We start from the raw sequence: 14,312 nt of genomic DNA on the forward strand, positions 1-14,312 counted from the left end.
GAGCGGACGATGGCAGCAAAGCGGGTGTCGCGGCCCAAGGGACCGGCGAAGACCGAGCGCCTACCCGACGTACGAGCGCTGGCGGAGATCCTTCGAGAGTACGACCTGACCGAGGTGGAGGTCGAGCGATCGGGTGAGCGCGTGCGCATCAGCCGAGGGTTCGCGCCCGGCTCGCTGCCGCCCGGGGTGTCGGGGGGGGCCGCGGCGATGGTAACGGGGGCCTCGGCCGCGGAGGAGAGCGTCGAGGAGGCGGGCGTCTCGATCACCTCGCCCTTCGTGGGGACCTTCTATCGAGCGCCGAGCCCGGGATCCCCGGCCTTCGCCGAGGTGGGCCAGGTCGTCACCAAGGGACAGGTGCTCTGCATCGTAGAGGCCATGAAGCTGATGAACGAGATCGAGGCCGAGGCGAGCTGCAAGATCCTCGCGATCCTCGTGAACAACGGCGACCCCGTCGAGTACGGGCAAGCGCTCTTTCGCGTCCAGCCGGCGTAGCTCCCGTCATGTTCGGCAAGGTACTCGTCGCTAACCGCGGAGAGATCGCGCTGCGGGTGATCCGCGCCTGCAAAGAGCTCGGCCTGAAGACCGTGGCCGTGCACTCCGTCGCCGACGCGGACGCGCTTCACGTACGGTTCGCCGACGAGACGGTCTGCATCGGCCCCGCGCCGTCACCGGCCTCGTACCTCAACATCCCGGCCATCATCAGCGCCGCCGAGATCACGGGGGCCGACGCCGTTCACCCCGGCTACGGCTTCCTCGCCGAGAACGACGAGTTCGCGGAGCTCTGCGGGCGCTGCGGCCTGCGGTTCATCGGCCCGTCCCCCGAGCTGATGCGCATCATGGGCGACAAGGTGCGGGCTCGCCGGACCATGGCCGACTCCGGCGTGCCGATGCTTCCCGGATCGGGCGTCGTGGAGAGCGAGCGCGACGCCGAGGCGGCCGCCGAGCAGGTCGGCTACCCGCTGATCGTGAAGGCCTCCGCCGGCGGCGGCGGGCGCGGGATGAAGATCGTCGAGAGCCCGGCCCAGCTTTTGGGCGCGTGGGCCATGGCGCGCGCCGAGGCGCAGGCGGGGTTCGGCAACCCGGCCGTCTACTTCGAACGGTATCTGGAACGGCCGCGCCACATCGAGATCCAGGTCATGGCCGACCGGCACGGCAACGCGGTGCACCTCGGCGAGCGAGAGTGTTCGATCCAGCGTCGCCACCAGAAGCTCGTCGAGGAGGCCCCGTCGTGCGTCTTCGACCAGGCCGCGCGAGACCGGCTCGGAGGCGTGGCGGTCAAGGCCATTCGCGCCGTGGGCTACGACAGCGTGGGCACCCTCGAGTTCCTGATGGACGCGGCGGGCCAGTGCTACTTCATGGAGATGAACACGCGCATCCAGGTCGAGCACACGGTCACCGAGGAGGTCACCGGCTTCGACCTCGTGCAGGAGCAGATCCTGTGCGCCGCGGGTGAGCGACTGTCGTTCAAGCAGGACGACGTGCAGCTCCAGGGTCACGCCATCGAGTGCCGCATCAACGCGGAGGACCCGAGGAGCTACGCGCCGTGGCCGGGTCGCATCACGGCCCTGCACCTGCCGGGGGGGTTCGGCGTGCGAGTGGACACGGCGATCTACGACGGGTACGTGGTCCCTCCGCACTACGACTCGCTCATTGCCAAGCTGGTGGTGCACGCGCCGACCCGGGACCGGGCCATCGAGCGCCTGCGGCGGGCCCTGTCGGAGCTGGTCGTGGAGGGCATCCGCACCAACGCCGAGCTCTATCAGCGCATCTTGCGCTTCGCGGACTTCCGTGCCGGCCGACTGGACACGGGCTTTCTGGCACGCCTCGAGGCGTCGGGGGCGTGACCGTGTCCGGAGAAAAGCATCAATGATCTTGACAGGATGGCATTCCCTGGCCTAGACTCTCTTTCTATTGTATTTTTGCGGTGATAGCTCCTCGGTTGGGGCGGGGACGTTGTTTACCTCGGGCGGGACGGGCGGCGTGCAAAGCGACCTGCACGCGAGGGGACAGGGCGTGGTCGGAGACACCTAACGCTGGACGTTCTTCCGGAAACGAGCTCTGGTGGCCGGCAGCATCAACAAGAACAAGATCATCGCTGCGGCCCAGAAGTTCGTCCAAAAGGGCCAGTATGATCGTGCGATTCGTGAGTACTCCAAGATCGTCGAGGAGGATCCGCGAGACGTCCGCATCTGGCTCAAGATCGGCGACCTCTACGCCAAGAAGAGCTCCAAACAGGAGGCCGTAGACACCTACATTAAGGTGGCCGAGTTCTACTCGGAGCAGGGCTTCTATCTGAAGGCCGTCGCGGTCTACAAGCAGATCCTCAAGCTGAACCCGGCGCTGGTCGACGTCAATCTGAAGCTGGCCGAGCTCTACAAGCAGCTCGGCCTGCTGAACGATGCGATGCACCAGTACGAGGTCGTCTCGAACTACTTCCATCAGACGGGGCGCACCAAGGACGCGCTCGCCGCGCTTCGCCAGATCGTGGACCTCGATCCCGAGAACGTGGCCAGTCGTATCAAGCTGGCGGAGCTCTACAGCAAGGAGCAGATGCGGCCGGAGGCGGTGGAGGAGTTCTCCAAGGCCGCCGACTACCTGCGAGCCAGCAATCGGGTGGAGGACTTCATCAAGGTCGCCGAGCGGCTGGTGTTCCACCAGCCCGACAACCTGGCGGTGACGAAGGAGCTCGCGAGCCTCTACCTGCAGCGGCAGGATCCGCGGCGGGCCTTGCAGAAGCTCCAGCTGGCCTTCAAGGCCGACCCGCGGGACGAGGATACGCTCAGCATGCTGGCCCAGGCCTTCCAGGACCTGGGGCAGGTGGCCAAGACGGTTCCCGTGCTCAAGGAGCTGGCGCAGATCCAGGCGGATGGGGGGCAGCACGAGGAGCGGCTCAAGACCCTGCGGCGCATCCTGGTCCTGGCTCCCGACGACGCGGAGGCGCTCCAGGCCCTGGGCCAGGCCTCCGCGGGGGCGCCCGCGCGTCCGGCGGCCCCCGCGCCCAAGCCGCAGAGCGAGGCCGCGGCCCCCAAGGCGGCGGCCCCCTCGCGGGCCCCGGCCTATCCGCCCGAACGGCTGGAGGCCTACGACGACGAGCCGGCGGCGGTGCCGCCCCTCGAGCTGCCGTATCCCGACGACCTCCCCGCCGAGTACCTCCCCCCGCTGGACGTGGGCGTCCCGCCCCCGCCGACCTTCAAAGGGGGGGCCGAGGACCTCGGGGAAGAGACGGCCCGGGTGCTGACGGAGGCCGAGGTCTACATCAAGTACGGCCTGCACGAGAAGGCGATCGACCACCTGCGACAGGTCTTCGGGCGCGATCCGCACAACGTGCCCGTACGGCTCAAGCTGCGGGACCTCTACTTGCAGATCGGTCGGTACGCCGACGCGTCGCGCGAGCTCTATACGCTGGCGCAGCGGATGGCCGCCTCGGAGGCCAAGGCTGCGGCGCAGTACCTGAACGAGGCCCTCGAGCTCGACCCGGGCAACCACGCCGCCCGTCAGCTGCTGAATCAGCTCGAGGCGGGGCGTGCCCGTCCGGGCGCGGGGCCTTCGGCGTCGGCCGCCTCGCAGCCCGAGTACCTCGACGAGGGTTTTGCCGAGGAATCGTTCTCCGGCTCCGGGTATCGCGAGACCGCGCCCATCGACCTCGACACGGACGACATCGTCGAGGAGATCCCGATCGAGGCGGTGGACCTCCTCGAGGTGGAGGGCTCGTCCCGCGTCACCGACTACGTGCACGACACCGCGACCATGTCACCGGCGCGGCGCCGCGGCCGCTCGTCGCGACCCGTGCGGCCGCTCGAGCCGTCGGGCTCAGGGGTCATCGAGCTCCGCGGCGAGACCACCGACACGCTCGGCGGAGGCACGCCGTCGTCCGAGGTCATCGCGCTCCCCGCCGACAGCCGGCCGAGCGACTCGCAGCTGCGCATCGGCGAGGAGGAGACCTCCGGAGAGGGTCTGGAAGACGACCTCGAGGAGGCCGACTTCTTCATCCTGCAGAACCTCTTCGGCGAGGCGCGGACGATCCTCGACGAGCTGCGGTCGCGCTACCCGCGGCACCCGCTCGTCGCGGCGAAGCTCGCGGACCTGGCGAAGCTGGAGCAGAGGGCGCTCTCCACGCCGGGTTTGCTCGAGACCGAAGACACGACCAGCGATCTCGCCGACGAGCTCGCCGCCGAGCTCGACGACGACGTCCAGCTCCCCGTCGAGCTGAGCGAGAACTACAGCGTCGAGGACGTCTTCGACGAGTTCAAGCGCGGGGGCGAGGCGCAGGTAAGCGACGAGGACTCCGACACCCACTACGACCTGGGGATCGCCTACCGCGAGATGGGGCTGCTCGACGACGCGGTCGCCGAGTTCAAGGTCGCGATGCGGTCGCGCGAGAAGGAAGTCCTCTGCCACATGATGATCGGGCTGTGCCTCGTGGAGAAGGGGATGGTCTCCGAGGCGATCAACCAGTTCAAGAGCGGTCTCTACGTCAACGGCATCACCGATCGGGAGACGATCGCGCTCTACTTCGAGCTCGGGCAGGCCTACGAGAACCTGCAGGACCTGCGCGAGGCGCTCTACTACTACGAGAAGGTGGGGAAGAAGGACCCGCGTTTTCGCGATGTGGCGGGGCGGATCCAGCGGCTTCGTCGCCTGGCCGGACGAAGCGACGACGGGAGCCCCTCGAACAGCGGAGGCGGCGGCACCAACAGCGGCGACGGCCCGACCCTCTCGGAAAACACCGACGCCCTCAAGCTCGTGTGAAACTAGCGCCCCTTGCCGAGGAACATGACCAGCGGCGTGCGCAAGATGATCTCCAGGTCCGTCAGCAGGAAGGTCGAGAACTTCTCGAGCGCGGCGGCGTAGGCGAAGTCGAAGAGGATCTTCGTCCGCATGTCGTCGGCTTCCGTCGGCTCCTGGTAGTCCAGCCCGAAGGGGTTGACGAGGCTCTGCCGGAGGTAGGCCATCTCGTGCCGGTCGTCCATGTGCCCCAGGTAGTCCAGGTTGATCTGCGCGAGGCCCGTGATGCCGGGGCGCACGTTCCGCATCCGCTCCTCGAAGAAGGGGATCGCCGCGGCTAGGTCGTGGATCGTCTCGGGGCGTTCGGGGCGCGGACCCACGATGCTCATCTCTCCCTTGAGCACGTTGATCAGGTTCGGCAGCTCGTCGAGTCGGGTCTTGCGGAGGAGGCGGCCGATGCGGGTGACGCGGGGGTCCCCCTCGGTGGCCCGGATCGGCCGCGCCGAGCCCTTTTCCGCGTCGGTCCGCATGGTGCGGAACTTGATCATCTCGTAGGTGTAGACCTCCGTCGCGACACCGTCGGCGTCCATGTGCGCACCGGCGCGCTTCTGGCGGTAGAAGATGGGGCCGCGGTCGTTGAGCTTGATGAACGCGGCTGCCACGGCGAAGAAGGGGGCCGTGACGGCGAGGCCGAGCGCGGCTCCGACGACGTCCATGGCCCTCTTGACGATCTCGACCTTCTTGTCCACGCGACTAGGGCGTCCCATCCAGGAGGTGCGGGTCAGGGTATCCGGGGCTCGCCGAATCTTCAAGGTCTGGCGGCGGGTCGTTTGACCCTGGCCGACCGGCTCGATAGAATGATGGACTCCAGTGCAAGACGGCAAAGGACGCGTGCAGGCATCACTACGGGCAGTCGTTCCCTGTCGGTTGGAGTTCCGCGACGGCGTGGGGTATCTCCTCGAATCCCTGTGCGGAGGTCTGGACCAGCAGCTCGCGTATCAGGTGGTTTCGGCCTTCAACGAGGCCTTCAACAACGTGGTGGAGCATTCCGGGCTCGGGGCGCAGGCGGACGTCGAGGTGGAGGCCTGGCGAGGCGAGCACGAGCTCAAGCTGAGGATCATCGACGGCGGTGTGGCCTACGAGGTATCGCCCGTCGCGGAGGACTTCCCCGAGCTCGCCTCGTTGCCCGAAGAGGGGATGGGGTGGGTCATCATCCGCCGCTGCATGGATGAGGTGGTCCTCGAACGGAGGGATCGAAATGTGCTATCGATGGTGCGCTACCTCAACCGTCCCGCGGGCGTGAGGATCTAGAGGATCGAATGGACCCAACACCTGACCATAAGGTGAGCTGCGAAACGACGACGCACGGCGCAGCGACCGTGGTGACTCTGAAGGGGCGGCTCGACGCGCTCCGGCTCGATGCAGTGCGGCAGATGTTCATGGACCTGCCGGAGAAGGGGTCGTCGAGGCTGGTCGTGGACCTCTCGGGGCTGGAGTGGATCGACAGCTCGGGGGTCGGCGCGCTCATCACGCTCTACAAGCGGGCGCGCACCAAAGGAGGGGACGTGAAGGTGGCGGGGCTGCAGCGTCAGCCGAAGGAGATCTTCCGGCTCCTGCGACTCGAGTCGGCCTTCGAGGTCTTCGACACCGTCGAACTGGCGTTGGCCCGGTTTGGAGCCTGAGCTCCGAGCGACCATGGCCTGCCTGGTTGCGATTCGCGGCCCCGGTACGGGGAAGCGCTACGACCTGCACGAGGAGTGCATCCTCGGGCGCTCGTTCAATAGCGACATCTACATCGGCGACCTGAACGTCTCGCGGAGGCACGCCCGCGTCTGTCGCCAGGGGGAAGAGGGGTACCTCGTCGAGGACCTGGGCAGCGGCAACGGCACGTTCGTCAACGACCGCCAGATCTCGCGGCACCCGCTCAATCCGATGGACGTGATCCGCATCGGAGGCTCCTCGTTCCGCTACGAGCCCGACGACGCGCGGTGGGCCCCCGAGGTGCTGACCATCATCGCCGACGGGGTAGTCCCCGAGGCCGGTGACCTGCGAATCAAGACCGACGTCGAGCAGCTCACCAAGGTGGGCAGCGACAGCGAGGTGCTCGTCACCCCGGGCGATGGGCGCGCGCTCAAGATGCTCGAGGCCATGTACGCGGTCGCCGACGCCATCGCCGTCGAGGTGGAGCTCGACAAGCTGCTCGACAAGGTCCTCGACCACCTCTTCGCGGTCTTCCCGCAGGCCGACCGGGGGTTCGTGCTGCTGGTCAATCCCCACACCGGGCAGCTCGTACCGGAGGCCGTGAAACAGCGCCGCGGGGAGAGCGCGGGAGGCCTGAAATTCTCGCAGACCATGGTCGACCAGCTCCTCGAGCGGGGCCAGGGGATGATCCGCGGCAACACCGTGCCGCCGGGCATCACGCGGCCGGCGAGCCCCGCCCCCCGGCCGAAGACCTCCACCGAGGATGGCTACCTGACCGACGGAGAGGACCGCTTCTCGCTCGACGAGCAGGCGCTCGCCGCCACCACGTCGAGCACGGTCCCCAAGATGGGCGCGCCGCTGACCTGCCGGGGGACCGCCCTCGGGACCCTGCACCTCGAGGCGCGGTCGACGAAGGCCTCGTTCACCGAGGACGACCTGGCCCTCCTCTCGGCCATCGCGCGGCAGGCGGCGGTGGCGATCGCGAACGCCCGCGCCAGCCAGGCCCTCTTCGGACAGCAGCGTCTCGAGGCGGACCTCAAGCTCGCGCGGAAGATCCAGGAGAGCTTCCTGCCGCAGCAGCTGCCGCAGGTGCGCGGGCTCGAGTTCCACGCGCACTACGTCCCGGCGCTCCACGTCGGGGGGGACTTCTACGACGTGATCCAGGTGGCGCCGAGCCAGATCGCGATCCTCGTGGGAGACATCTCCGGCAAGGGCGTGAGCGCGGCGCTCCTGATGGCGAAGCTGACGACGGACATCCGCGTGCTCTCTCGCTCGGGGCAGACTCCCGCGGAGGTGCTCACGCAGGCGAACCGGCTCCTCTCCGCGTCGGGTCACGACGCGATGTTCGCCACGGTGCTCTACCTGCTCCTCGACCTCGATCACCGGACCTTCACCGTGGCGAACGCGGGTCACCAGCCGCCGATGGTCTGCAGCCGGCGCTTCGCGGGGACCTCGGAGCTCGACGACGCCACGGCGGTGGCGCTCGGCGTGCTGCCGGACACCGTGTACCCGCAGGAGGTGTATCAGCTCATCCCGGGCGACGTGGTGCTGCTCTACACCGACGGGATCAACGAGGCGCAGAACCGGCACGGGCAGGAGTACGGGATGGCCCGCCTGCGCCACGCGGTGGCGAACGGACCGGCCGATCCGCGACAGGTGGTGCAGCGCCTGGTCGCGGACGTGCAGCGCTTCGTCGGCAGCACGGCCCAGAGCGACGACCAGACGCTGGTGGCCTTCGGCGTCACGGCGCGGGACCTCACCGGGCCCGTGCGACTGCCCCTGCCGCACTCCTGATCGCCGCGCGCGGAGGGGTCACCCCTCGTGCTCGTTGAACACCACGCCGAGGATGCGCTTGGGGTCGAGGCGCGTGTAGATCTCCTTCAGTCCGCGGGTGGTGGAGCGGTTCCGCGCGGCGACCATCACGTACCCGTCCACCTTCTTCTGCAGCACCACCGCGTCCGAGGCGCGCTCGAGTCCTTCGGTGTCGAGCACCAGGGCGTCGTAGAGCTGGCTCATGTCGGCGACGAGCCGCGAGAACGCTTCCGACGACAGGAGCGGCAGCGCGGGCCGTGGCACGCTCGTAGCCGGCAGGACCGTGAGCGTCTCGGCGACCTGCACCACCTCCCAGGGCTCCGAGCCACCGTCGAGCCAGCGCTGGAGCTGCTCGCAGAGGCCGGCGCCGGTGGGCTCGAGCCCGAAGGTGCGCGTCAGGGATGCGGGTCCCGGGCAGGCGTCGATGACCAGCACGCGGCGCTGCGACTCGGCGAGCACCATGGCCAGGTTCGCGGCGACGGTCGTCTTGCCCACCTGAGGCTCCCAGCTCGAGACCGCGACGACGCGGAGGGTGTCGCCGATCTGGGACTGCAGGCGCGCGGCGAGGAGGCGCATCTGGTCCGCCGCCTTGCTGTGCGGGTCGGTGGAGACGAAGAGCCCCGGACCCACGGGCGCGCGGGAGGCGATGGTGCGCACCTTGATCTCGGGGAGTCCCTGGTTCGAGGTGGAGCGGAGCACGGGGAGGAGCGGGTCGTGGAGCTGGAGCGCCCCTCCCCGCGGGGAGGAGGCCGCGCCGCGGCGCTCGCGCCCCTGGAGCTCCGTGGGCAGGTCGTCGATCCACTGCTCGCCGCTCGGGCCGGGTTCGAGACTGAAGACCTCGGGGGTCGAGGAGTCGGGTCCTTGCTCGTCCGGAGCCTTCAGGAGTCCGAGCGCCGTGTCGAGGTCGTCGGTGTCCTTGAGCCACTTGATGACGCTCTCCCCGTTCTGCTCTCCCGACGCGAGCTGGTCGTGGCCGTCGTCGCCCGAGCCGGTCGGAGGCAGGGCGGCCTGCTGCGCCTCGAGCGCCTCCTTTACGCGTCGCATCGGATGGTCCGCGAGCACGGCCAGGATCTCCACCCCGCGCGCGCTGCGCGAGAGGTCTTCGGGGCGGCGAAGGCGCGTGTCGAGGAGCCCGAGGAGCAGCGCGACGAAGATGCCGACGCCGAGGGAGGCCGCGCTCCCCGCCGCCGCGATGAGCGGCCGCGTCAAGCCGGTCGGTGCCTCCGGCACGCGGGGCTCGTCAACGACGACCGCCATCTTCTTGGCCTCGAAGAGGCGCAGGTTCTTGCGGAGGGCGGCGTTGACGGCGACCTCCTGCAGCCGCGTGTATTGCGCGCTGATCTGCTGGTGCTGACGCCGCAGCTTGGACCATTCCTCCTCGAGAGCCGGGAGGTCCTCCTTCTCCTTGGGGAGCGTGCGCCCCACGGCGCGGGACTCGGCCTTGATCTCCTTGTCCACCTCGGCCAGCTCGGCGCGGACCTTCCCCTCGTAGGCCGCGTCGGAGCCTTTGGCCGAGGGGGCCGCCTTCGCGATCCGCGTCTCGAGCTCCTTGATGCGCCGGAGGATCTGTTTCACCTCGGGATGGTCGTCCTTCATCCCCTGGGCCTTGGCCTCCGCGAGCTGGCGCTTCGCCTCGGAGAGCGCCTCGGTGAGCGCCGAGGTGGCGGTGGTCCCGGTGCGCTCGGACATCGCACGCAGCTCGAGCTGGAGCTTGTGCCGTCGGTCGAGCAGCTGCTTGAGCTTGGGGTTGCCCTCCGCGAGCTTCTCGAGGCTGCGGGTGAGCACGCCGGCGCGGGCCCGGGCCCTGAGCCGGTCCGTCCCCTCGAGGGTCAGGACCTGGTCGCTGTTGAGCCCCTTGATGGTGAGCGACGGATGCCGCTCGAGAAACGCGACCATCCGGTCCTCGAGCGCCTTGAGCTCCGCGGAGGAGCGCTTGGCCTGCTCGCGGGCGTAGCTCTCGATGGCGATGGCCCGCTGCTCGATCCCCGAGCGATGGACCTCGAGGGCCTCCTGCGCGAAGAAGGCGGTGTAGCTCCTCGCGAGCCCCGGATCGTGCGCCTTGGCGCGGACGCGGAAGTTCTTGCCGCCGCGGTGGTCCACGTCGGTGTGGTCGGCCACCCACTCGGTCAGCCGATTCCGGTCGCGGAGCTCCTCCGCCGTGAGCTTCTGCTGGTGTCGCTCGACGAGGCGCTGGAGCACGGAGCGCGAGGTCAGGGCCAGCTTCAGGCGGCGGACCGTCTGCATCGGGTCGCCGGCCTCCTCGGGGTCGTCCTGGCCCGTGGTGGCCGACGGGGTCTGGCTCGGGTCGCCGACCGCGGCCTGGCTCGGGGTCTTGAGGCGCAGGAGCGCCGCTGCCTGATAGACCGGACGAAAGAGCTGTGCGCCACCGATCGCGAGCCCGGCCCCGACGGCGGTGACGAGGAGCACCACCCACCAGCGGCTGACCACGAGCGCGACCGCCTCCGACGCGCTCGGGATGGGGGAGGGGCGCGGGATGGCCGAGTGCGTCTGGGTGGGGCTAGGCATCATGTGGTCGTTAGTATCCCAGCGCACGCGTGCGTCGCAACCGAGCGGAGCGCCGGACCTCGAGCGGCCCGCGCGCCGTCAGGGGACCACGACGATGTCGCCCGTGAGGATGTAGAAGTTCCGGTTGCCCCCTGGATCCTTGACCGTGTCGTCGTACGAGACGGGGATCTTGGTCTGCCGGCCGTCGTGCCGGCGGAGCACGTAGATCGCGGCCGGCTGCGCGTAGGCCGTCAGGCCGCCGGCGTGCGCCAGCGCCTCGAGCACGGAGAGGTGCTTGCGGCTCTCGAAGACGCCGGCGCGCTGCACCTCGCCGATCACGGAGAAGGTCACGCCGTGCACCTCCTCCAGCGAGACGGAGACCATGTCGTTCGCGTCCTGGAAGAAGCGCTTGAGGCGTTCCACGACGTGGGTGCGCGCCTCCTCGAGGGAGAGGCCCTCCACCTTGATCTCGCCGCCGAGCGGGAGGCTGATGTAGCCGTCCGGCCGCACCGTGTAGCGCCCCGTGGTGTTCTCGTTGCGTAGCACGCGCACGAGGAGCAGGTCGCCCGCCTTGACGCGGTAGACGGAGCCCGTGGGGTCCGGCAGGGTGGCGTAGTTGTAGTTGACTGCCGCCGTCGGGCAGCCTGACCCGACGAGGACAGCGCCAGAGAGGGCAAGAAGGCGAAACATCGTCCGAATCTATGTGCCTCCGGCCACTCCGTCAAGCCTCGGCGGGGCGAATCACGACAGGGCTTCTGCGCGGTCGAGCGTGCGGTTGAATACTCCTACCGCGAGGTCGTAGGGCTGCGTCGTCCTGAGGTCCACGCCGGCGCGCTTCAAGATCTCGATCGGTGCGTCGGAACCGCCGGCCTTGATCAGGTTGTCGAGGTACCGGTCGCGCGCCGTCGCACCCTGCTCGCGGATGAGCTCGGCGAGGGCGGTGGCCGCGGTGATGCCCGTGACGTACTGGAAGACGTAGAAGTTGTAGAAGAAGTGCGGGATGTAGGCCCACTCGGCGGCGTAGGCCTCGTCCACCACGACCACCTTGTCGTCGTGCCCGTAGTAGCGGCGCGCCAGCTTCAGGTAGAGCTCGCTCAGCACGTCCGCGGTGAGCGCTTCCTGGCGCTCCGCGCGACGGTAGAGCTCGAGCTCGAATTCGGCGAAGAGGCATTGCCGGAAGAGCGTCAGGCGGAAGCCCTCCATCTGCTCGCCAAGGAGAAAGAGCTGCTCGCCGGGGCGCTTCGCGGCGCGGAGCAGGTGCTCGGCGAGCAGCGCCTCGTTCAGCGTGGAGGCGACCTCGGCGGTGAAGATCGAGTAGTCCGCCTTGGGGTAGGGCTGGTGCCGGTTCGAGAAGTGCGAGTGCATGGCGTGGCCCATCTCGTGGGCCAGCATGGAGAGCGAGTTGTAGTCGTCGAGGTAGTTGCCGAGGACGAAGGGGTGCACGTCGTACGCGCTGCCGTCCATGTACGCCCCGCTGCGCTTCCCCTTGTTCGGCACGAGGTCGAGCCAGCCCGCGTCCGCGGCGAGGCCCCGCGCGAGCGCCTCGGTGTACGGCGACCCGAGCGGGGCGAGGGCCTCGACCAGCGTTTGCCGCGCCTTGGGGACGGGGTAGCGGAGCGTCACCTTCTCCACGATGGGCGCGTAGAGGTCGTAGTAGTGGAGCTGCTTGAGGCCCAGCCGCTTGCGGCGCAGCGCCAGGTAGCGGTGCAGGGTCGGCAGGTGCCGGTTCACCGCGGCGATCATGTTTTCGTAGACGCTGACCGGGATGTCGTCCGGGTAGAGCGCCGCCTCGAGGGCCGAGGAGTACTTGCGCGCCTTGACGAAGACCAGGTTGGCGTTCACCTGGGCCGAGAGCAGGGAGGCCAGCGTGTTGCGGTAGCCGTGGTAGGTGCTGAAGAGGGTGTCGAAGGCGGCCTTGCGCACCTTGCGGTCGGGCGAGGTCCGGAAGCGCGAGAAGAGCGCCTGCGTCAGCCGCACCTCCTTGCCCCGCTCGTCCTTGACGGTGGGGAAGACCAGGTCGGCGCCCGAGAAGGCCGAGTAGGCGTTGTAGCCGGCGTTCTGCATCTGGGAGGCCTGAGCCAGCAGCCCCTCCTCGGCCGGCGAGAGGATGTGCGGCTTCAGCCGGAGGACCTCTCTCAGGTAGCGGTCGTAGTCCGCAAAGTCCGGCGCGCCGGTCAGTCCCTTGAGAAAGGACGCGGGCAGGGAGAGGAGCTCGGGCTCGATGAAGGCCGTGGTGGCCCGGAAGTCGGTGCCGACCTTCTCGATCACCTCCTTCATCCCCTGGTAGCCCGGCACGCGGGTGTCCTCGTCGTGGCGGCGGCTGGCGTAGTTGGCGAGGCGGGCGTAGCGCTTCCGGGCGGCGAAGGTGCGCTCGAGGCAGGTCAGGACGAGGGCCCGGTCTCCCTTGAAGCGCCCGCGGCACTCGGCGATCCCGGCCAGAGAGGCGACCAGCGCCTGGCGGTCCTTCTCCCAGGCTGCGTCGTTCGGATAGAGATGCTCGGTCTTCCACTTGTCGGCGGCGGCGACGGTGCTGCGCTCGGGGGAGGCCTTGGGCATGGGGATCTGCTCCTCGGGATGGCTCGAAGACCGTTACGGTGCCCGAGGGGCGCGAGGAATGCAACGAGGCGGTGCGGCGGATCGCGGCGCTACTTCAGCGGCACGCCGCAGAGGGTCTTCGCCAGGCTGGCGTAGAGGCTGCGCTTGGGATCGTCTCCTCGAAAGACGAGGCGGAAATGGTCCGACAGGGGCCGCACCTTGGGCAGGATGCGGCGCACCTCTCCGGCGGCGAGAGGCTGCCGGACGAAGTAGTGGGGCAGGACCGCCACCCCCTTGCCGCGCAGCACGAGGGCGCGGATGGCGGCGATGGTGCCGAGCCGCACGATGCGCCCGAAGCGCAGGCTGTCGATGCCACCGGGGGCGTCGCGCCAGTAGCGAAAGAGGGGCAGCTCCTCGGCGGCGTCGAAGAGCGTGTGGGCCCGCGCGTCGGCCTCGTGGCGCAGCGGCTGGCGCAGGAGGAGCTCGCGCTGGCCGACGAAGACGTACTTCTCCTCGTGGAGCCGGTACGCGTCCAGCTTCGGGTCCGTCAGGCGGGACGAGGTGATGGCGCAGTCGATCGCCAGGCTGCGCACGCTGCGAACGAGGTCGGCCCCCGAGCCGAAGTACAGGTGCACGGTGAGGGCGGGGTGTGCCCGCTCGAGGCGCTCGAGCAGCGGCACGACCCACGACAACCCGAGCTCGTGGCGCGTGCCGAGGACGATCTCGAGGGGCGCCGGGCCCAGCTCGCCTCGGCCGGCGCGCCGACACTCCTCGACGGCGGCGAGCGCGCGGGTGGCCTGGGGGAGGAGGCCGAGCCCCGCCTCGGTCAGCACCACGGTCCGTGTGGTGCGCTGAAAGAGGCGCACGCCGAGCTCCTCTTCGAGCTGACGTATGCGTTGGCCCAGAGCCGCCGGGGAGAGCGCCACGGCGCGGGCCGCCGCGCGGAAGCTGAGCAGACGGGCCGCTTCGACGAAGCAGCGTAGACCTTCGAGAGCGAGGGGCATGCAGACTGTCTACGAACGCGATACAATCAT

The 14,312-nt window shown here is 69.1% G+C and carries 11 protein-coding genes; 6 read left to right on the forward strand and 5 right to left on the reverse strand.

Going from position 1 to position 14,312, the window contains the following annotated elements; all coding sequences use genetic code 11:
- The first annotated feature begins 9 nt into the window (after positions 1-9).
- The 3 genes from accB to IT371_13550 all read left to right on the forward strand — a co-directional run bounded on the left by accB (position 10) and on the right by IT371_13550 (position 4,749).
- Positions 10-492, forward strand: a complete 483-nt coding sequence (gene accB, locus IT371_13540; GenBank protein ID MCC6748678.1) for an acetyl-CoA carboxylase biotin carboxyl carrier protein — start codon at positions 10-12, stop codon at positions 490-492.
- Positions 493-500: 8 nt separating this feature from the next.
- On the forward strand, positions 501-1,844 hold the full coding sequence (accC, locus tag IT371_13545; protein ID MCC6748679.1) for an acetyl-CoA carboxylase biotin carboxylase subunit: 1,344 nt from the start codon (positions 501-503) through the stop codon (positions 1,842-1,844).
- 217 nt (positions 1,845-2,061) lie between these two features.
- Positions 2,062-4,749 carry a tetratricopeptide repeat protein gene (locus tag IT371_13550; protein ID MCC6748680.1) on the forward strand — a complete coding sequence of 896 codons (2,688 nt, stop codon included), beginning with the start codon at positions 2,062-2,064 and terminating at the stop codon, positions 4,747-4,749.
- A gap of 2 nt (positions 4,750-4,751) precedes the next feature.
- Here IT371_13550 and IT371_13555 read toward each other — a convergent pair whose 3' ends face one another.
- Positions 4,752-5,492, reverse strand: a complete 741-nt coding sequence (locus IT371_13555; GenBank protein ID MCC6748681.1) for a sugar transferase — start codon at positions 5,490-5,492, stop codon at positions 4,752-4,754.
- Positions 5,493-5,616: 124 nt separating this feature from the next.
- Between IT371_13555 and IT371_13560 the strand changes: the two genes are divergently transcribed.
- The 3 genes from IT371_13560 to IT371_13570 are packed head-to-tail and all read left to right on the forward strand — an operon-like array spanning position 5,617 to position 8,220.
- Positions 5,617-6,036 (forward strand): ATP-binding protein, encoded by a 420-nt coding sequence (locus IT371_13560; GenBank protein ID MCC6748682.1) that lies wholly within the window; start codon positions 5,617-5,619, stop codon positions 6,034-6,036.
- Positions 6,037-6,044: 8 nt separating this feature from the next.
- The gene (locus IT371_13565; protein ID MCC6748683.1) at positions 6,045-6,407 is read left to right on the forward strand and encodes an STAS domain-containing protein; all 363 of its coding nucleotides are present in this window, start codon (positions 6,045-6,047) and stop codon (positions 6,405-6,407) included.
- A 13-nt stretch (positions 6,408-6,420) separates the two neighbouring features.
- Positions 6,421-8,220: a SpoIIE family protein phosphatase gene (locus IT371_13570; GenBank protein MCC6748684.1), complete on the forward strand. Its 1,800-nt coding sequence runs from the start codon at positions 6,421-6,423 to the stop codon at positions 8,218-8,220.
- Between the two features lie 18 nt (positions 8,221-8,238).
- Here IT371_13570 and IT371_13575 read toward each other — a convergent pair whose 3' ends face one another.
- The 4 genes from IT371_13575 to IT371_13590 form a co-directional block, all read right to left on the reverse strand.
- Positions 8,239-10,767 carry a hypothetical protein gene (locus IT371_13575; protein ID MCC6748685.1) on the reverse strand — a complete coding sequence of 843 codons (2,529 nt, stop codon included), beginning with the start codon at positions 10,765-10,767 and terminating at the stop codon, positions 8,239-8,241.
- A 75-nt stretch (positions 10,768-10,842) separates the two neighbouring features.
- Positions 10,843-11,433 (reverse strand): polysaccharide biosynthesis/export family protein, encoded by a 591-nt coding sequence (locus IT371_13580; GenBank protein MCC6748686.1) that lies wholly within the window; start codon positions 11,431-11,433, stop codon positions 10,843-10,845.
- Between the two features lie 51 nt (positions 11,434-11,484).
- Positions 11,485-13,299 carry an oligoendopeptidase F gene (pepF, locus tag IT371_13585; protein MCC6748687.1) on the reverse strand — a complete coding sequence of 605 codons (1,815 nt, stop codon included), beginning with the start codon at positions 13,297-13,299 and terminating at the stop codon, positions 11,485-11,487.
- Between the two features lie 89 nt (positions 13,300-13,388).
- A complete protein-coding gene (locus IT371_13590; protein MCC6748688.1) occupies positions 13,389-14,282 on the reverse strand; it encodes a LysR family transcriptional regulator in 894 nt (297 codons plus the stop codon).
- Positions 14,283-14,312 lie beyond the last annotated feature (30 nt).

The organism is Deltaproteobacteria bacterium, assembly GCA_020848905.1.
Classification (GTDB): domain Bacteria; phylum Myxococcota_A; class Polyangia.